Source organism: Streptomyces sp. NA04227, from assembly GCF_013364195.1.
Lineage (GTDB): Bacteria > Actinomycetota > Actinomycetes > Streptomycetales > Streptomycetaceae > Streptomyces.
Genome location: NZ_CP054918.1, coordinates 4,921,628 through 4,939,859, shown reverse-complemented (window position 1 = coordinate 4,939,859; position 18,232 = coordinate 4,921,628). Strand labels below are relative to the sequence as shown.

Here is an 18,232-nt window from a genome sequence, read left to right as displayed (position 1 = left end):
GTCATCGGTTCACCTCCGGGGTGACGGTGGCCCCTTCGGTGCCGGGGGCGAGACGGACGAGGTGTCCGGGCAGCGCGCCGGTGGCGCCGGCGACCGGACGGACGGAGTTGAGCGGCAGCCACACCACGCGGTCGGGCATCTCGGTGATGAGCAGCGGCAGTTCGACGCTGCCCTCGGGCCCGGTGACCCGCAGCGGCCGGCCGTCGCTCACGCCGGTCTCGGCGGCGGTGGCGGCGGAGAGCCGGGCGACGGCGGGGTGCCGGGTTCCGGCCAGCGCCTCGTCGCCCTCCTGGAGCAGACCCCGGTCGAGCAGCAGCCGGTGCCCGGCGAGTACCGCCTCGCCGTGGGCCGGTCGCGGCAGCGGGACGCCGCTCGCGCTCGGCCCGGTGGCGAGCGGGCCGTTCCAGGCGCCGAGCCGGTCGAGTTCGGCGCGGGTGGTGCGCAGGTCGGGCAGGCCCAGGTGGACGTCCATGGCGTCGGCGAGCATGTGCAGCACCCGGGCGTCGCTCGGGGCGAGCGTGCGGGTCATCTGGTCCGGCTTGAGCGCGGACTGGAACATCCGTGCCCTGCCTTCCCAGTTGAGGAAGGTGCCCGCCTTCTCGGCGACCGCGGCCACCGGCAGGACCACATCGGCCCGGGCGGTGACCTCGCTGGGCCGCAGCTCCAGGGAGACCACGAATCCGGTCTCCTTCAGAGCGGTGCGGGCGCGGGCCGGTTCGGGCAGGTCGTCGATCTCGACGCCGCCGATGAGCAGGGCGCCGAGTTCGCCGGTGGCGGCCGCCTCGACGATCTGGCCGGTGTCGCGGCCGTGGCGTTCCGGGAGCCCGGAGGTGCCCCAGGCGGCGGCGACCTCCTCGCGGGCGCGCGGGTCGGTGGCGGGCCTGCCGCCCGGCAGCAGGGTGGGCAGCGCGCCGGTCTCGACGGCGCCGCGCTCACCCGCCCGGCGCGGGATCCACACCAGGCGCGCCCCCGTGGCGGAGGCGGTGCGGGCCGCGGCGGTCAGGGCGCCGGGCACTCCCGCCAGGCGTTCGCCGACGACCAGTACGGCGCCCTCGGCGCGCAGCGCCTCGGCCGCGCGGGCCCCGTCCTCGTCGAGTCCGGTGCCGGTGGCGAGGGCGTCCAGCCACTCGGTCTCGGTGCCGGGCGCGGCGGGCAGCAGGGTGCCGCCCGCCTTCTTCAGGCCGCGGGTGGTGTGGGTGGCCAGGGCGAAGGTGCGCTGACCGCCCTTGCGCCAGGCCTTGCGGAGCCGGAGGAAGACGCCGGGCGCCTCCTCCTCCGCCTCGATCCCGGCGAGCAGTACGGCGGGCGCCTGCTCCAGGAGCGTGTACGTGACTCCCGTACCGTCCAGGTCCTTCCCGCGCCCGGCGACCCAGGCGGCGAGGAAGTCGGCCTCCTCGGTGCTGTGCGCACGCGCCCGGAAGTCGATGTCGTTGGTGCCGAGGGCGACCCGCGCGAACTTGGCGTACGCGTAGGAGTCCTCGACGGTGAGGCGGCCGCCGGTCAGGACGGCGGTCCTGCCGCGTGCGGCGGCGAGTCCGGAGGCGGCCGCCTCCAGGGCCTCGGGCCAGCTGGCCGGGCGCAGTTCACCGGAGGCCGCGTCCCGCACCAGCGGGGTGGTCAGCCGGTCGCGCTGCTGGGCGTAGCGGAACGCGAAGCGGCCCTTGTCGCAGATCCACTCCTCGTTGACCTCGGGGTCGTCGGCGGCCATCCGGCGCATGACCTTGCCGCGGCGGTGGTCGGTACGGGTGGCGCAGCCGCCCGCGCAGTGTTCGCACACGCTCGGCGAGGAGACCAGGTCGAAGGGGCGCGAACGGAAGCGGTACGCCGCCGAGGTCAGCGCGCCGACCGGACAGATCTGGATGGTGTTGCCGGAGAAGTACGACTCGAAGGGGTCGCCCTCGCCGGTGCCGACCTGCTGGAGGGCCCCGCGTTCGAGGAGTTCGATCATCGGGTCGCCGGCGATCTGGTTGGAGAAGCGGGTGCAGCGCGCGCACAGGACGCAGCGTTCCCGGTCGAGCAGCACCTGCGTGGAGACGGGCACCGGCTTCTCGAAGGTCCGCTTCCTGCCCTCGAAACGGGAGTCGGTGTCGCCCACCGACATGGCCTGGTTCTGCAGCGGGCACTCGCCGCCCTTGTCGCAGACCGGGCAGTCCAGCGGGTGGTTGATGAGCAGCAGCTCCATCACACCGCGCTGGGCCTTCTCGGCGACCGGGCTGGTCACCTGCGTCTTGACGACCATGCCGTCGGTGCAGGTGATGGTGCAGGAGGCCACCGGCTTGCGCTGGCCCTCCACCTCGACGATGCACTGGCGGCAGGCGCCCGCCGGTTCGAGCAGCGGGTGGTCGCAAAAGCGCGGGATCTCGATGCCGAGCAGTTCGGCGGCCCTGATGACCAGCGTGCCCTTGGGCACGCTGACCTCGACGCCGTCGATGGTCACCGTAAGAAGATCTTCGGCGGCCTTGGGCGGCTTTCCGGCCGACGCTCCCGAGGAGGGAGCGCCCGTGGTGACCGTCATGCGTTCACCTCCGTGGGGTGGTCGGCCCAGGCGGTCGACCTGGCCGGATCGAAGGGGCAGCCCTTTTCGTCGATGTGCTGCTCGTACTCCGCGCGGAAGTACTTCAGCGAGGAGAAGATCGGCGAGGCGGCGCCGTCGCCGAGGGCGCAGAAGGACTTGCCGTTGATGTTGTCGGCGATGTCGTTCAGCTTGTCGAGATCGCTGTGGACGCCCTTTCCGTCCTCCAGGTCTCGCAGCAACTGCACGAGCCAGTACGTGCCTTCACGGCAGGGCGTGCACTTTCCGCAGGACTCATGGGCGTAGAACTCGGTCCAGCGGGTGACCGCGCGGACCACACAGGTGGTCTCGTCGAAGCACTGGAGCGCCTTGGTGCCGAGCATGGAACCGGCGGCGCCGACACCCTCGTAGTCGAGGGGGACGTCCAGGTGCTCGTCGGTGAGCAGCGGCGTCGAAGAGCCGCCGGGCGTCCAGAACTTGAGGCGGTGGCCGGGCCGCATGCCGCCGCTCATGTCGAGCAGCTGGCGCAGCGTGATACCGAGCGGCGCCTCGAACTGGCCGGGGTTGGCGACGTGTCCGCTCAGCGAGTACAGCGTGAAGCCCGCGGACTTCTCGCTGCCCATCGAACGGAACCACTCCTTGCCCTTGTTCAGGATCGCGGGAACCGAGGCGATGGACTCGACGTTGTTCACCACAGTGGGGCAGGCGTACAGACCGGCGACGGCCGGGAAGGGCGGCCGCAGCCGGGGCTGGCCGCGGCGGCCTTCGAGCGAGTCGAGGAGGGCGGTCTCCTCACCGCAGATGTACGCACCGGCGCCCGCGTGCACGGTCAGTTCGAGGTCGAGCCCGGGGCCGAGGGCGTCCTTGCCGAGGTAGCCCGCGGCGTAGGCCTCGCGTACGGCCTCGTGCAGGCGACGCAGTACGGGGACGACCTCGCCGCGCAGATAGATGAAGGCGTGCGAGGAGCGGATCGCGTAGCAGGCGATCGCGATGCCCTCGATGAGGGAGTGCGGATTGGCGAAGAGAAGGGGGATGTCCTTGCAGGTTCCCGGCTCCGACTCGTCGGCGTTGACGACGAGGTAGTGCGGTTTGCCGTCGCCCTGCGGAATGAACTGCCACTTCATTCCGGTGGGGAAGCCGGCGCCGCCGCGTCCGCGCAGACCGGAGTCCTTCACATAGGCGATCAGATCGTCCGGCGACATGGCGAGGGCCTTGCGCAGTCCCTCGTATCCCTCGTGGCGCCGGTAGACGTCCAGCGTCCAGGAGTTCTCCTCGTCCCAGAACGCGGACAGGACGGGCGCGAGCAGCTTCTCGGGGCTGAACTCCGGCTCGGGGCGGGCCGGATCGCCGTTCTCGGTGGCCACGCTCATCACTTCCCCTCCTCGTCGGCGGGGCGGGAGCCGGGGGTGGGGCCCGCAGGGTGGTCGGGGTCCGACGCGGAGGTCTCCTGCGGCGCGTCGTGGGAGCTCAAGTGCTCGGTGGGGGACGGCTCGTGCGGCGGTTGCTCACGGATGCGTTCCGCGCGCGGGGCCACGACCTGTGCGTACGGGGACTGGCCCTTGGCGAGCCTGAGGCCGACGAGCGAGGCGGGGCCCGCGCCGCCGGTCGCCTCGACCGCGCCCGCGCGCTCGTCGGGGAACCCGGCGAGGATGCGGGCGGTCTCCTTGAAGGTGCACAGGGGGGCGCCGCGGGTGGGCTCCACGGTGGCGCCCGCGCGCAGTTCGTCGACCAGGCGCTTGGCGGACTCGACGTTCTGGTTGTCAAAGAACTCCCAGTTGACCATCACCACCGGCGCGAAGTCGCAGGCCGCGTTGCACTCGATGTGTTCGAGGGTGACCTTGCCGTCCTCGGTGGTCTCGCCGTTGCCGACGCCGAGGTGCTCCTTGAGCCCGTCGAAGATGGCGTCGCCGCCCATCACCGCGCACAGCGTGTTGGTGCACACGCCGACCTGGTAGTCACCGCTGGGGCGGCGCCGGTACATCGAGTAGAAGGTGGCGACCGCGGTGACCTCGGCGGTGGTCAGGTCGAGGATCTCCGCGCAGAACCGCATGCCGGTCCGCGTGACGTGACCCTCCTCGGCCTGCACCAGGTGCAGCAGCGGAAGCAGCGCCGAACGCGAGTCGGGATAGCGGGAGATGACCTCCCGTGCGTCCGCCTCGAGTCGGGCGTGCACCTCGGCCGGGTACGGCGGGGCGGGGGGCTGGGGCATGCCCAGCGCCACCTCGTGTCCGGCTGGTGTGGATGTCACCGGTCGACGCCTCCCATCACGGGGTCGATGGACGCGACGGCGACGATGACGTCGGCGACCTGGCCGCCCTCGCACATCGCCGCCATGGCCTGCAGATTGGTGAACGACGGGTCGCGGTAGTGGACCCGGAACGGGCGGGTGCCGCCGTCGGACACCGCGTGGACGCCGAGCTCGCCCTTGGGCGACTCGACCGCCGTGTAGACCTGGCCGGGCGGGACCCTGAAGCCCTCGGTCACCAGCTTGAAGTGGTGAATCAGGGACTCCATCGAGGTGCCCATGATCTTCCTGATGTGGTCCAGGGAGTTGCCGAGGCCGTCCGGCCCCAGCGCGAGCTGCGCGGGCCAGGCGATCTTCTTGTCGCCGACCATGACCGGACCCGGTTCGAGCCGCTCCAGGCACTGCTCGACGATGCGCAGGGACTGGCGCATCTCCTCGATACGGATGAGGAAGCGTCCGTAGGAGTCGCAGGTGTCGGTGGTCGGCACCTCGAAGTCGTAGGTCTCGTATCCGCAGTACGGGCTGGACTTGCGCAGGTCGTGCGGGAGTCCCGCGGAGCGCAGGATGGGCCCGGTGGCGCCGGTGGCCATGCAGCCGGCCAGGTCCAGGTAGCCGATGTCCTGCATACGGGCCTTGAAGATCGGGTTCCCGGTGGCGAGCTTGTCGTACTCGGGAAGGTTGGTCTTCATGGTCTTCAGGAAGGCGCGGATCTGCTCGATCGCGCCGGGCGGCAGGTCCTGGGCGAGGCCGCCGGGGCGGATGAACGCGTGGTTCATGCGCAGGCCGGTGATGGTCTCGTAGATGTCGAGAATCAGTTCACGATCGCGGAAGCCGTAGATCATGATCGTGGTCGCGCCGAGTTCCATGCCGCCGGTGGCGATGGCCACCAGGTGCGAGGAGAGCCGGTTCAGCTCCATCAGCAGGACGCGGATGACGGTCGCGCGGTCGGGGATCTCGCCCTCGATACCGAGGAGCTTTTCCACCGCGAGGCAGTAGGCGGCCTCGTTGTAGAAGGGCGTGAGGTAGTCCATGCGCGTCACGAAGGTGGTGCCCTGCGTCCAGGTGCGGAATTCGAGGTTCTTCTCGATTCCGGTGTGCAGGTAGCCGATTCCGCAGCGGGCCTCGGTGACGGTCTCGCCGTCGATCTCCAGGATGAGCCGGAGCACGCCGTGCGTGGACGGGTGCTGCGGGCCCATGTTGACGACGATGCGCTCGTCGTCGGCCTGGGCGGCGGACCGGGCGACCTCGTCCCAGTCGCCGCCGGTGACCGTGTAGACGGTCCCCTCGGTGGTCTCGCGCGCGCCGGACTCGCCGAAGGGGTCCGAGGAGGACGAGGCGGCCGGGGAGGAGAAGTCCGTGTTCACGAGTACGACCTCCGCTGGTCCGGAGCCGGGATCTGGGCGCCCTTGTACTCGACGGGGATGCCGCCGAGGGGATAGTCCTTGCGCTGCGGGAAGCCCTGCCAGTCGTCCGGCATCATGATCCGCGTCAGCGCGGGGTGGCCGTCGAAGACGAGGCCGAAGAAGTCGTAGGCCTCGCGCTCGTGCCAGTCGTTGGTCGGGTACACCTCGACCAGCGAGGGGATGTGCGGTGCCGCGTCCGGCGCGCTGACCTCCAGGCGGATCAGCCTGTTGTGGGTGATCGAGCGCAGGTGGTAGACGGCGTGCAGCTCACGGCCCTTGTCGTGCGGGTAGTGCACGCCGCTCACGCCGGTGCACAGTTCGAAGCGCAGCGCCGGGTCGTCACGCAGCGTGCGCGCCACGCGTACGAGGTGTTCCCGCTCGATGTGGAAGGTCAGTTCGCCGCGGTCCACGACCGTCTTGTCGATGGCGTTCTCGGGCACCAGACCCTGTTCTTCGAGCGCGCCCTCCAGCTCGTCGGCGACCTCGTCGAACCACCCGCCGTACGGGCGGGCCGTGGGGCCCGGCAGCCGTACGGAGCGGACCAGGCCGCCGTAGCCGGAGGTGTCGCCGCCGTTGTTGGCGCCGAACATGCCGCGCTGGACGCGGATCTCCTCGCCGCCCTCGCCGCGCTGGCCCGGCAGGTTCTGCGCGTTGAGGTCGGCCTCGGGGTTCACGCCTGTGTCGGGACCACTGTTGCCAGTGGTGCCGTTGGTGCCGTTGGTGCCGTTGTTACTGCTGTTGCTCTTGTTGCTGTCGTTGCTCTTGTTGCTCTTGTTGCCGTTGTTGTCACTGTTGTTCGCGTTCATCGCAGCAGCCCCTTCATCTCGATGGTGGGCAGTGCGTTGAGTGCGGCCTGCTCGGCCTCGCGGGCGGCCTCCTCGCGGTTCACACCGAGCTTGGAGCCCTGAATCTTGGTGTGCAGCTTGAGGATCGCGTCCAGCAGCATCTCGGGCCGCGGCGGACAGCCCGGCAGATAGATGTCGACGGGGACGACGTGGTCGACGCCCTGGACGATCGCGTAGTTGTTGAACATGCCGCCGGAGGAAGCGCAGACGCCCATGGAGATCACCCACTTCGGGTTGGGCATCTGGTCGTAGACCTGCCTCAGGACAGGCGCCATCTTCTGGCTCACCCGCCCGGCCACGATCATCAGGTCGGCCTGGCGCGGTGAGCCGCGGAAGACCTCCATGCCGAAGCGCGCCAGGTCGTACCGGCCCGCCCCGGTCGTCATCATCTCGATGGCACAGCAGGCCAGGCCGAAGGTGGCGGGAAAGACGGATGACTTGCGCACCCAGCCCGCGGCCTGTTCGACGGTGGTCAGCAGAAAACCGCTCGGGAGTTTCTCTTCGATTCCCATTACTTGCCCCTTATGACCCCTTCAAGACAGTTGTACGTCTTTCGCGGTGTTCAGTCCCACTCCAGGCCGCCCCGGCGCCAGACATAGGCATAGGCAACGAAGACGGTGAGCACGAACAGGAGCATTTCGACGAGGCCGAACAGGCCCAGAGCGTCGAAGGTGACGGCCCACGGATAGAGGAAGACGATCTCGATGTCGAAGACGATGAAGAGCATCGCCGTCAGGTAGTACTTGATGGGGAATCGCCCGCCGCCGGCCGGAGTCGGGGTCGGCTCGATACCGCACTCGTAGGCTTCAACTTTGGCCCTGTTGTACCGCTTTGGCCCGATCAGCGTGGCCGCGACCACGGAGAAGATCGCAAAGGCGGCCGCTAGGGCTCCCAGTACGAGGATGGGCGCATACGCGTTCACCGCTCCTCGCTCCTCTCAGTCGGCACTGACTGCTTCGGCGACGCCGGGCCGGGGCCCGCTCCGATCCGCGTCCCTTGCGGTGCGCCCGCCCCTCGCGAAGGTCCGCCTGTCCGCGGATTCCACGAAGATCGCGCGCATGTGAAGCAGGTCACAAGCCCAACTGCCGTGCATCCTATGCCCGCCCGTCTGTGATCTGCGACACGGGGTACGGAACGATCTTTGTGATCTGCACCACGAGCGAGTGGATCTTGGCACCGGGTGTCGCGGGGCGTTCACACCGGGGACACCCGAGTGATCACGAGAAGTGACATCTGCGCCCGTCAGAGGCGATCCGGAGACTGTCTCCTTTATCAAGAGTCAACCCTGGAAGCAAAATTGGTGCTGGACGCACCTTCTTGATAATGCGCGGCGATTCACTCGACAGAAGGAGATCCGGTGACGGTCGTGGACGCCTTCCGCACGCGTGCACGGATTCACGAGCGGACGCGCCCCACCGTGTGATCGTTCCGTGACCTGCGCCACATTCGCGTACCGCCCAAAAAAGCGAGGCTTGGCCATTCCGCTCAACAGGTGGTAGGCAGCGGGCAATTCGGGCGTATCGCGAATAGGCCATGCACAGCGGGGTCTCAGATGGTGTCCGCATTGCCCGTTACGGCGTCAATAAAGGCCCGCGAGGCGGCTGTTGGACCGGACAAATCGGTAACTGTGGCGCAGCCCACGTTTCTTGAAGGTAACGGTGGAGCCCTGATAGCGGTTAAGCCATGTCCCACAGCTCTCACATACGCAGCCACCGGAAACCCCGCCGCAGTCAGTCGAAAATGGCACTGCGCGCCGGAGTTGCCGGTGGCTTCCTCAGCACCCTGGCAGTGGCCGGGGCATCGGGTCCCGCGGATGCGTCGGAGCCGGTGACCGAGACCATCGAACTGCCCACGATCACCGACGGTCTGGGCACCCAGACCGCACAGTCCGCGGCCCTCACCCAGCAGGCGGCCGACGGCTACGAACTCCAGGCCACGCGGGAGACCGCGACCGAACGCGCCGTGAAGCAGGCCAAGAAGGACCAGGCCGAAGCCGAGCGCAAGGCCGAGGCGGCCAAGAAGAAGGCCGCCGAGGAGAAGGCGGCCCGTGAGGCGGCCGCGGAGCGCGCCAGCCGCTCCTCCGCCCGCACCCCGCTCGCCCCCGTGACCTCACCCGGCACCGGCAGCGTCGCCACCGTCATCTCCTTCCTCAAGTCCCAGCTGGGCAAGCCCTACGTCATGGGCGCCACAGGCCCCAGCGCCTGGGACTGCTCCAGCCTGGTCCAGGCCGCGTTCCGGCAGGTCGGCGTCGACCTCCCGCGCGTCTCGCAGGACCAGTCGACGGTGGGCACCCAGATCCCCGTCTCCAGCGCCCAGGTCGGCGACATCCTCTACTGGGGCGGCGCGGGCAGCGCCCACCACGTGGGTGTCTACCTCGGCAACGGCCAGTACCTGGACGCCGCGAACCCCTCCAAGGGCGTCGTGATCCAGGACCTCTCCGGCTACCCGGCCGACGGAGCCGTGCGCGTCCTCTGATCCCGGAGCCCCGGTCTCCACAGCGGCAGCGGGCGTCGTACACGCCCCGCGCACCGCATACACGCGCGATACACGCGAGAAGGCCGCCGTCCCCCATGTCCCGGGGTCGGCGGCCTTCTTGGCGTCCGTGACGGCCTTCTGGCGTCCGCAGCTGCCCACATGACGTACGCGACGGCCTTCATGGCGCACGCGACGGCAGTTACGACGGCTCCCCGCCTCCCCCGGACGCGACTCAGGCCCTCCCCCGCACGCGGCTTTCGGCCCTGCGGACACAGAAACGCGGGCCGCCCCTTCTGCCGGGGGCGGCCCGCGTTCCGTACGCGCTCGGGCGTGGGCGTCAGGCCCGCGGTGCCACCTTGCTGAGGCCGTTGACGATCCGGTCCATGGCGTCGCCGCCGGTCGGGTCGGTGAGGTTGGCGAGCATCTTCACGGTGAACTTCATCAGGAGCGGGTGGGTCAGGCCCTTCTCGGCGGCGATCCGCATGATCTTCGGGTTGCCGATCAGCTTCACGAAGACGCGGCCGAGCGTGTAGTAGCCGCCGTAGGTCTGCTTGAGGACCTTCGGGTAGTTCTGCAGGGCCAGTTCGCGCTGTGCGGGAGTGGCGCGCGCCTGCGCTTGCGCGATGACCTCCGCCGCGATCTGGCCGGACTCCATCGCGTACGCGATGCCCTCGCCGTTGAACGGGTTGACCATGCCGCCCGAGTCGCCGACGAGCAGCAGGCCCTTGGTGTAGTGCGGCTGGCGGTTGAAGGCCATCGGCAGCGCGGCGCCGCGGATCGGGCCCTTCTGGTGCTCGTCGGTGTAGCCCCACTCCTCGGGCATCGACGCGCACCAGGCCTTGAGGACCTCGCGCCAGTCCAGCTCCTTGAACGCGCCGGTGGTGTTCAGCACGCCGAGGCCGACGTTGCAGGTGCCGTCGCCCATGCCGAAGATCCAGCCGTAGCCGGGCAGCAGCCGCTCCTGGCCGTCGCGGCGGTCCCAGAGCTCCAGCCAGGCCTCCAGGTAGTCGTCGTCGTGCCGGGGCGAGTCGAAGTACGTACGCACCGCGACACCCATCGGCCGGTCCTCGCGCCGGTGCAGACCCATGTGCAGGGAGAGCCGCGAGGAGTTGCCGTCGGCGGCGACCACGAGCGGCGCGTGGAAGGTGACCTCGCGCTTGTCCTCGCCGAGCTTGGCGTGCACACCGGTGATGTGCCCGGTGCGCGCGTCGACGATCGGCTCGCCGACGTTGCAGCGCTCGTAGAGCTTGGCCCCGGCCTTCTGCGCCTGGTGGGCCAGTTGCTCGTCGAAGTCGTCGCGCTTGCGGACCAGGCCGTAGTCCGGGAAGGAGGCCAGCTCGGGCCAGTCGAGCTCCAGGCGGACGCCGCCGCTGATGATGCGCAGACCCTTGTTGCGCAGCCAGCCCGCCTCTTCGGAGATGTCGATCCCCATGGCGACCAACTGCTTCACGGCGCGCGGCGTCAGACCGTCACCGCAGACCTTCTCGCGCGGGAAGGCGGTCTTCTCGAGGAGCAGTACATCGAGTCCGGCCTTGGCGAGGTGGTACGCGGTGGTCGAACCGGCGGGTCCGGCGCCCACCACGATGACATCGGCGGTGTTGTCGGCAACGAGCTCGGTCACGGCGGGTTCTCCCCACTGTCGTGGTGTCTTGGCGGATCAGGAGTTGCGCTGGTCCTGGACGGGTTCGGGTGCATGTGGACCGATCCGGGTTTCGCAATTCCGCGTGCCGAGGGGCACATGACACGTGCAGTCTATTCAGCGTCACTGATCACCCAGCCGAAGGGCCGCTTGTGACAGATCCGACGACTCCGGTCACGCCGCACACAGCCGTGGCGCAGGACCGGCCGCTGCCTGCCGTCGAACTGCGGGTTCCCACCGACGAGGACGCCTACGCCTGGCACCGAGCCTTCGACCACCCCGACGTCATGGAGTTCCACGGCGGCCGGTCCGCCGAGGTCTCCGTCTACCAGGAACTCACCGCCCGCCAGCGGCGGCACGACGCCGAACTCGGATTCTGTCTGTGGACCATGCTCGACTCCCACGGCGAGGTCATCGGCTTCACCGGCGCCCAGCCCTGGCCGCACGCGTGGGGCCCGGCCGGGGAGATCGAGATCGGCTGGCGCCTGGGCCGCGCCCACTGGGGCCTCGGCTACGCCACGGCCGCCGCGCACGCCACCCTGGACCGCGTCCGCGCGGCGGGCATACGCACCGTCGTCGCGATGGTCGACTCCCGCAACGAACGCTCCGTCGCGGTCACCCGCCGCCTCGGGATGGAACACGTCGAGACGTTCACGTCTCCGGCCAGCAGCCGCCAAGGGCTGTGCTTCCGGCTGGTGTTGTAGGAGCGGGGCAAAGCCCGCGAACCGGCGCCACACACGCCACCGGGCCGGAGGGGATTCCCTCCGGCCCGGTGGCGATTACGGCTGTGCCCGGGCCGCCGGGCGGCGCCTCACTCCATGTCGATCAGGCGCCACGTGGCCAGCGCCGTGTCGAAGTCGTCGGCGAGGGTGTCCGGCCAGGCCTCCTCGCGTCCGCTGAGCTGGATCGCGTACTCGGTGCCGTCGGTGTCCACGTACCCCTGGTCCTTGGCGTGGATGGTGCGCCCCGCCTCGTCGGTGTACGTGTACTCCCACAGCGCGCCCGAACGCCCCTGGAAGATGTTCGCCTCCAGCTTGATCCGCTGGTAGCCGTCCCGCTTCTCCTTGGCGATCCGCTCCATGTTCAGGAAGTTGTCGTACGAGGTGTACCCGGCGTCGGCGATCACTCCGACGACGAAGCACTCCACCCCGGTCGGACCGGAGAACGTGGTCTGGGTGCCCCGTTCGACCTTCCGCTCCTCCCAGTTCTCGGGCGCCGCGAAGGAGTAGCCCATCGGACTCGACACCTCGTGATAGCCGGCCGGCACCGAGGCGGCGCCGGTCGGCTCCTCGACCACGGGGTCGGTGGGCTCCTCGGTCACCGCGTCGCCGGGCTCCTCGGTCACCGGGTCGCTGGGCTCGGCCTCCGGGGCGTCGGTGACCGGATCACCGCCACCGTGCCCGTCCGCGCCGCCCTGATTGCCGTCCGCGCCCTGCTTCCCGTCCTCGCCCTGCCGGTTGTCGTGGGTGTTCTTCTCGTCGCGGTGCTTGTCCCACAGCACCACTCCGGCCGCCACGCCGCCGCCGATGAGGAGGGCGCCGACGAGGGTGAGGCTCCAGATGAGGGTGCTTCGGCGGCGTCCTTCGCGAGCGGGCTCGGCCGCCGGGACGGGGTGCCCCGGCTGTCCGCTCTCCGGAGCGCCCGGGTGGTACGCGTCCGGTCCGTACGCGTGCGGGGTGGCGGTGGCCGTCGGCTGGGCCTCGACCCCGGGCACGGGAGCGGGAACCGCGTACGGTTCGCCCAGGGCGGGAGCCGGAGACGGAGCACCCGGCGCGGGCGCCCCCACCATGTGCGCACCGCCCCCAGCGGCACCCGGTGCCGCGGACCCGGTGCGCAGACCGACCATGTACAGCAGATACGGCGAGAGCAAGGCGCTGCCCCCGATCCAGAGCAGGCCGAACAGCAGGGCTTCGGGCAGTTCGGTACCGGCATGAAGTGAACCGGAGCCCGTCGAGCCGCCATCGCCCTCGACCCCGATACCGCCGAAGGCGATGAGCAGGACGAACACGACGTAGGTGAGCGCCATGGCGGTGAAGTGCTCACCGCGGGTGGCCGACCTGCGGGCCGAGACGATCCCGAGGGTCAGCGCGCAGACGGCGCCGACGACGAGCGCGCCCACCACCCACCCGGTGCTCCCGACGTCACCGAGCTGGGAGAGCCCGAACGCCGCCGAATCCGAGCCGTCGCCGTAGTCCTCGCCGAGCCCGCTGTCGCGCGAGGCCGAGGCCTCGGCGGGCGCGCCCCAGGCGAGACCGAGCCCCGCGGCCGCGAGGTTGGGCAGTACCAGGAAGGCCACCAGGAACGGTGAGATCCCGGTCTCCGCGAGCCCGACGATCTCGTCGAGGTCTTCGACCTGGGTGAGCGCGACGAGGGTGGCCACGGCGCTGATCGCCAGCGCCCAGCCGAGCGCCCGGAGGGCGGTGGCGCCGGCCCGCCCCGCGAAGGCCAGCCCCGGACGTGTCACGAGCCACCGGGCGATCGCGGCCCGGTTCAACAGCCCGCCCGAGACCACCAGCGCCAGCACCATCGCCCCGAGCACGGACAACGCGGGCGAGGACCGGAAGTCCACTTCCTCCACCGAGGGCTGTGCCACCAAAGCGAGTACGAGGGTGCCGAGACCGAGCAGCAGCGCGATCCGAACTGCCGCTTCCAGACCGGAAGTTGGGCCCGGTACGAGTCCGCCGCCACCGAAGCCGCCGGGTTGCCCGGTGGCTGAGTGCTGCCACGGGTTCGCTCGCGAGGCGGCCGGGTACGGTGCGTTCGCTTGCGGTGCGCTTGCCTGTGAGGCGTGCAGTTGGGCCGCGCGGTCCAGTCGCGTACGGACCAGTCGCGTCCCGATGAGCAGGGCACCGATCCACAGCAGCGTTACGGCGAGCGGTACGAGCGACAGGGAGATGCTGCCGAACAGGGAGTCGGCCACGCCGTCGGAGCTGGAGAAGCCGGCGGGCTCGGACTCGGACCCGGATCCATAGTCGACGTTGGAGTCGGAGCCGGAGCCGTTCTCGGACCATCCCAAGTTGTCGGAGCCGCCGAACAGGCCTCCGGAGCCGTCGGAACCGTAGTCCTCGTCGGAGCCGTAGCCGCTGTCGTCGTCCGATCCGTAGCCGCCGTCGTCCGATCCGTAGCCGTCGTCGGACCCGTAGCCGTCGTCGTCCGAACCGTAGCCGTCGTCGTCGGAGTCTGAGTCGAAGTCGGAGGGCCGGTCCACCTCGACCTCGGCCGAGAACCCGCCGCCGACCGATTTCAGCAGCAGCCCGAGAGCGATCCGCGTCCGGTCCGAGTAGTCGACGACCGGGTCGTCCCCCTGCCCGTACGAAGGCACCGCCAACGCGAGCGCCCCGGCGAGAATCAGCCCGAGCGGCAACAACGCGGCCACCAGCGATCCCGCCCAGTCACCCCGGAAGACACGGCCGAAGAACTGGCCAACGGCGGTGGGTTGAGCGGGAGTTGGAGGTGGGGGCGGCGTCGTCGGCGAGGGCGGAGGCGAGGCGGGGAACTGGGCTGCGGGCGGGGCTGGTTGGGACGTGGGAGGCGCCGGGTTGATCACGGTCGCCGGGTGGGGTGCGGCTGCGGGCTGCGGTGGGGGCGGGAGTGGGGGTGCCGCCGGGGTCGGAGGCTGGGTGGGGGTCGGGGGTTCGGCGGGGGGCGCTTCGCCGGCAGGCTTGGCGTCGGCAGGAGTTAGCTCAACAGGCTTGCCATCAGTGGGAGTTGCGGAAGCTGCGGACGCTGCGGGAGGTGCAGTGGATGGCTCGGCGTCGGCTGACGACTCGGCGTCGGCTGACGACTCGGCGTCTGCGGGCGACTCGGCGTCGGCCGGCGACTCGGCGTCTGCGGGCGGCGCGTCATCAGCCGGAGCTTCGGCAACGGGCTCGGCGTCGTCCGGAGTGACCGGAGATGCGGCAACGAGGTTGATATCGGCGGGAGTTACGGCGGACGGCTCGGCGTCGGTGGGGGCCGGTGCGGGTCTGCACTCGCGCCCGCACTGCATGCAGTAGCGGGCCTCGTCGGGAGCCTGGGCACCGCAATGCGGGCAGGACGGCATGGGGACGCTCCGAGAACGGGGAGTTGGGCGAGCCCGATCCCCGCACCCAGCGGTCGGCGCGGGTCTCGGTCCACTGGTTCGTGAATGAGGGGACACATCTTTCACGACGCCCGGTTCCCGTCAACTCCCTTTGTGCAGGGGGCAATCGGAGAAAGGTCGAAGACGCGTCCGAACCAGCCGGTGCGGGCGGGGGTGCGATACGGGGCGCGGCGCGTCAAAACCCCCGAAACTCCCCGTACGGCGAGTGGCTGAGAGTCGCCCCTGCCCCCGCCCCCGGCCTACACCTGCCCTCTCCTCCACTCCGTCAGCTCGGCTTGAAGCCCCGGTGCAGCGCGACGATGCCGCCGCTCAGGTTCCGCCAGGCGACCTTGGACCATCCGGCCTTCTGGAGCAGGGCGGCCAGCGCGGGCTGGTCGGGCCAGGCGCGGATGGACTCGGCGAGGTAGACGTAGGCCTCGGGGTTGGAGGAGACCGCGCGGGCGACCGGCGGGAGGGCGCGCATCAAGTACTCCGTGTACACGGTGCGGAAGGGCGCCCAGGTCGGCTGCGAGAACTCGCAGATGACGACCTTGCCGCCGGGGCGCGTCACCCGGTACAGCTCGCGCAGCGCGGACTCGGTGGCCTGGACGTTGCGCAGACCGAAGGAGATCGTCACGGTGTCGAAGGTGTCGTCCTTGAACGGCAGCTTCGTGGCGTCACCGGCGGTCAGCGGCAGCCAGGGGTGGCGGCGCTTGCCGACCTGGAGCATGCCCTGGGAGAAGTCACAGGGCACGACGTAGGCGCCGGTCCGCGCGAAGGGCAGCGAGGACGTCGCCGTACCCGCCGCCAGGTCGAGCACCTTCTGTGCCGGTCGCGCGTCCACGGCGCGAGCGACTTCGCGCCGCCACAGCCGGGCCTGGCCCAGCGACAGCACGTCGTTCGTGAGGTCGTACCGGTCCGCCACGTCGTCGAACATCGAGGCGACTTCGTGCGGCTGCTTGTCCAGGGATGCGCGGGTCACGCTCTCATTGTGGCAGCACGGCCCCGGGGCCCGGGCGCCGGGCGGGAGGGTTCGTCGTCCGTGGTCGCGCGGGGGCCCTCACGGGTCACCGCCTCCGGTCCTGACGGGTCACCACCCCCGGTCCTCACGGGTCACCGCCTTCGGTAGACCAAGCGCCCCGCCACCACCGTGGCCACACACGTCCCCGCGCCCCGTACCGCAAGCTCCGCCTCGTCCGCCACGTCGAAGACCGCGAACCGCGCGACGTCCCCCACCGCGAGCGGTGGCAGCACCGGCAACGGCACCCCGCTCGCGTACGGGTCGAGCGCGGGCGTACCCCCAGGGGTGCCGGTTCGGGGCAATTGTGCGAGCCCGGCCCGGCGTACCGCGTCGAGTGCCGGGCCCCGCAAGGTGCCCGCGACGGCGACCGTGCCGTGGGCGAGCATGCGCTGGACGCCTCGGCGGGCGGTGGCGGCGCGGTGGGACGGGTCGGTGAGGAGGGCGGCCGCGCGGTCGCCGGTGAGCGGGGCGGTGCCGAGGGTGTCAGCCTCGCGGGGGTCGGGGTGGTAGGTCCGCTCCAGCAGTTCGGGGCCGTGCGGGTTGACCAGGCCGGGGAGCAGGATGCCGGGCCAGCGGCGTACCCGTACTCCGGGGCGGGCGGCGGCCGTCTCCTCGCCGGAGCCGACAGCCGCCACGTACTGCCCCTCGACCAGCACCGCGAGCTGCGAGGCCTCGGCGAGGTGAAGGGTCAACACCGCATGCCCGCCCCTCGGTTCCGCACCCCGCCCGCCGTTTCTGCCGTCCCTCAGTTGGAGGCGAGCAGCTTCAGCTCGGGGTGGGCGGTGCCGCCCTCGATGGCGGTGGAGGAGATGTGCGAGGCCACGCGGTCGTCGACCGGGTCGTTCGCCGGGTCGTCGTGCACCACGATGTGCTCGTACGTCGTGGTCCGCTGGGCCGGTACGCGGCCCGCGCGGCGGATCAGGTCGATGATCTCCAGGCGGTTGGAGCGGTGCTTGGCACCGGCCGAGGAGACGACGTTCTCCTCCAGCATGATCGAACCGAGGTCGTCGGCGCCGTAGTGCAGCGAGAGCTGGCCGATCTCCTTGCCGGTGGTCAGCCAGGAACCCTGGATGTGCGCGACGTTGTCCAGGAAGAGTCGCGCCACCGAGAGCAGCCGCAGGTACTCGAAGATGGTGGCCTGGGTGCGGCCCTTCAAGTGGTTGTTCTCCGGCTGGTACGTGTACGGGATGAAGGCGCGGAAGCCGCCGGTGCGGTCCTGCACGTCACGGATCATCCGCAGGTGCTCGATGCGTTCGGCGTTGGTCTCGCCGGTGCCCATCAGCATCGTGGACGTCGACTCGACGCCGAGCTTGTGGGCGATCTCCATGATCTCCAGCCAGCGTTCGCCGGACTCCTTGAGCGGGGCGATCGCCTTGCGCGGGCGCGCGGGCAGCAGTTCGGCGCCCGCGCCCGCGAAGGAGTCGAGGCCCGCCGCGTGGATACGGGTGATGGCCTCCTCCACGCTCACCTTGGAGATCCGCGCCATGTGCTCGACCTCGGAGGCGCCGAGGGAGTGGATCACCAGCTGGGGGAAGTCCTTCTTGATCGCCGCGAAGTGCTTCTCGTAGTACTCGACGCCGTAGTCCGGGTGGTGCCCGCCCTGGAACATGATCTGGGTGCCGCCGAGTTCGACGGTCTCCGCGCAGCGGCGCAGGATGTCGTCGAGATCACGGGTCCAGCCCTTCGCGGTGTCCTTCGGCGCCGCGAAGAAGGCGCAGAACTTGCACGCCGTGACACACACGTTGGTGTAGTTGATGTTCCGCTCGATGATGTACGTGGCGATGTGCTCGGTGCCCGCGTACCGGCGGCGGCGTACGGCGTCGGCGGCCGAGCCGAGTGCGTGCAGCGGGGCGTCGCGGTACACCGCGAGCGCCTCCTCGGCGCTGATCCGCCCACCCTCGGCGGCACGGTCGAGTACGGCTTGGACGTCCACAGAAGCGAGGTCGGCCTGCTCGGTCACCGGGGTCCCTTTCGACAGGTTCACCATGTGTGTCCCCTGCCCCCGTCGCACGGTCGGTGGCGCCGGAGCTGC

14 protein-coding genes and 1 pseudogene are annotated in these 18,232 nt (G+C 70.4%); 2 read left to right on the top strand and 13 right to left on the bottom strand.

Translation table 11 applies throughout. From position 1 onward, the window contains the following. Nucleotide 1: 1 nt before the first annotated feature. The 7 genes from HUT18_RS21125 to HUT18_RS21095 are packed head-to-tail and all read right to left on the bottom strand — an operon-like array spanning nt 2 to nt 7,927. Nucleotides 2-2,515: an NADH-quinone oxidoreductase subunit G gene (locus HUT18_RS21125; RefSeq protein ID WP_176102151.1), complete on the bottom strand. Its 2,514-nt coding sequence runs from the start codon at nt 2,513-2,515 to the stop codon at nt 2-4. Continuing rightward, nucleotides 2,512-3,882 (bottom strand): NADH-quinone oxidoreductase subunit NuoF, encoded by a 1,371-nt coding sequence (gene nuoF, locus HUT18_RS21120; RefSeq protein WP_176102150.1) that lies wholly within the window; start codon nt 3,880-3,882, stop codon nt 2,512-2,514. Before nuoF ends, HUT18_RS21125 begins: the two co-directional genes overlap by 4 nt. After that, entirely contained in the window at nt 3,882-4,760 is an 879-nt protein-coding gene (gene nuoE, locus HUT18_RS21115; RefSeq protein ID WP_176102149.1) for an NADH-quinone oxidoreductase subunit NuoE, read from the bottom strand. The genes nuoF and nuoE overlap by 1 nt, the downstream gene beginning before the upstream one ends. Further along, a complete protein-coding gene (locus HUT18_RS21110; RefSeq protein ID WP_176102148.1) occupies nt 4,757-6,121 on the bottom strand; it encodes an NADH-quinone oxidoreductase subunit D in 1,365 nt (454 codons plus the stop codon). Before HUT18_RS21110 ends, nuoE begins: the two co-directional genes overlap by 4 nt. Continuing rightward, entirely contained in the window at nt 6,118-6,966 is an 849-nt protein-coding gene (locus HUT18_RS21105; protein WP_254878736.1) for an NADH-quinone oxidoreductase subunit C, read from the bottom strand. Before HUT18_RS21105 ends, HUT18_RS21110 begins: the two co-directional genes overlap by 4 nt. Then, the gene (locus HUT18_RS21100; protein WP_176102147.1) at nt 6,963-7,517 is read right to left on the bottom strand and encodes an NADH-quinone oxidoreductase subunit B family protein; all 555 of its coding nucleotides are present in this window, start codon (nt 7,515-7,517) and stop codon (nt 6,963-6,965) included. The genes HUT18_RS21105 and HUT18_RS21100 overlap by 4 nt, the downstream gene beginning before the upstream one ends. 50 nt (nt 7,518-7,567) lie before the next feature. Beyond that, nucleotides 7,568-7,927: an NADH-quinone oxidoreductase subunit A gene (locus HUT18_RS21095; RefSeq protein ID WP_176102146.1), complete on the bottom strand. Its 360-nt coding sequence runs from the start codon at nt 7,925-7,927 to the stop codon at nt 7,568-7,570. A gap of 761 nt (nt 7,928-8,688) precedes the next feature. On the opposite strand from HUT18_RS21095, the gene HUT18_RS21085 reads away from it, so the two are divergent. After that, nucleotides 8,689-9,480 carry a C40 family peptidase gene (locus HUT18_RS21085; protein WP_176102145.1) on the top strand — a complete coding sequence of 264 codons (792 nt, stop codon included), beginning with the start codon at nt 8,689-8,691 and terminating at the stop codon, nt 9,478-9,480. A 337-nt stretch (nt 9,481-9,817) separates the two neighbouring features. Here the strand turns inward: HUT18_RS21085 and HUT18_RS21080 are convergent, their stop codons facing one another. After that, the gene (locus HUT18_RS21080) at nt 9,818-11,101 is read right to left on the bottom strand and encodes a geranylgeranyl reductase family protein (RefSeq protein ID WP_176102144.1); all 1,284 of its coding nucleotides are present in this window, start codon (nt 11,099-11,101) and stop codon (nt 9,818-9,820) included. 170 nt (nt 11,102-11,271) lie between these two features. Here HUT18_RS21080 and HUT18_RS21075 point away from each other — a divergent pair, with 170 nt between their 5' ends. Next, nucleotides 11,272-11,823 (top strand): GNAT family N-acetyltransferase, encoded by a 552-nt coding sequence (locus tag HUT18_RS21075; RefSeq protein WP_254878735.1) that lies wholly within the window; start codon nt 11,272-11,274, stop codon nt 11,821-11,823. A gap of 107 nt (nt 11,824-11,930) precedes the next feature. Here HUT18_RS21075 and HUT18_RS21070 read toward each other — a convergent pair whose 3' ends face one another. The 5 genes and pseudogenes from HUT18_RS21070 to mqnC form a co-directional block, all read right to left on the bottom strand. Beyond that, the gene (locus tag HUT18_RS21070; protein ID WP_176096590.1) at nt 11,931-14,495 is read right to left on the bottom strand and encodes a hypothetical protein; all 2,565 of its coding nucleotides are present in this window, start codon (nt 14,493-14,495) and stop codon (nt 11,931-11,933) included. 600 nt (nt 14,496-15,095) lie between these two features. Further along, nucleotides 15,096-15,161, bottom strand: a pseudogene (locus tag HUT18_RS34225) (zinc-ribbon domain-containing protein); the annotation flags it as partial. A gap of 304 nt (nt 15,162-15,465) precedes the next feature. Further along, nucleotides 15,466-16,161, bottom strand: a complete 696-nt coding sequence (locus HUT18_RS21060; protein ID WP_176102143.1) for a demethylmenaquinone methyltransferase — start codon at nt 16,159-16,161, stop codon at nt 15,466-15,468. A gap of 131 nt (nt 16,162-16,292) precedes the next feature. Further along, entirely contained in the window at nt 16,293-16,895 is a 603-nt protein-coding gene (locus tag HUT18_RS21055) for a hypothetical protein (protein WP_176102142.1), read from the bottom strand. 50 nt (nt 16,896-16,945) lie between these two features. Beyond that, a complete protein-coding gene (mqnC, locus tag HUT18_RS21050; protein WP_176102141.1) occupies nt 16,946-18,160 on the bottom strand; it encodes a cyclic dehypoxanthinyl futalosine synthase in 1,215 nt (404 codons plus the stop codon). Between the last annotated feature and the right edge of the window lie 72 nt (nt 18,161-18,232).

What these genes read in the sequence shown, in the direction of transcription:
- HUT18_RS21125 (WP_176102151.1), bottom strand. Translation starts at nt 2,515, where the DNA reads ATGACGGTCACCACGGGCGCTCCCTCCTCGGGAGCGTCGGCCGGAAAG.
- nuoF (WP_176102150.1), bottom strand. Translation starts at nt 3,882, where the DNA reads ATGAGCGTGGCCACCGAGAACGGCGATCCGGCCCGCCCCGAGCCGGAG.
- HUT18_RS21105 (WP_254878736.1), bottom strand. Translation starts at nt 6,966, where the DNA reads ATGAACGCGAACAACAGTGACAACAACGGCAACAAGAGCAACAAGAGC.
- HUT18_RS21100 (WP_176102147.1), bottom strand. Translation starts at nt 7,517, where the DNA reads ATGGGAATCGAAGAGAAACTCCCGAGCGGTTTTCTGCTGACCACCGTC.
- HUT18_RS21085 (WP_176102145.1), top strand. Translation starts at nt 8,689, where the DNA reads ATGTCCCACAGCTCTCACATACGCAGCCACCGGAAACCCCGCCGCAGT.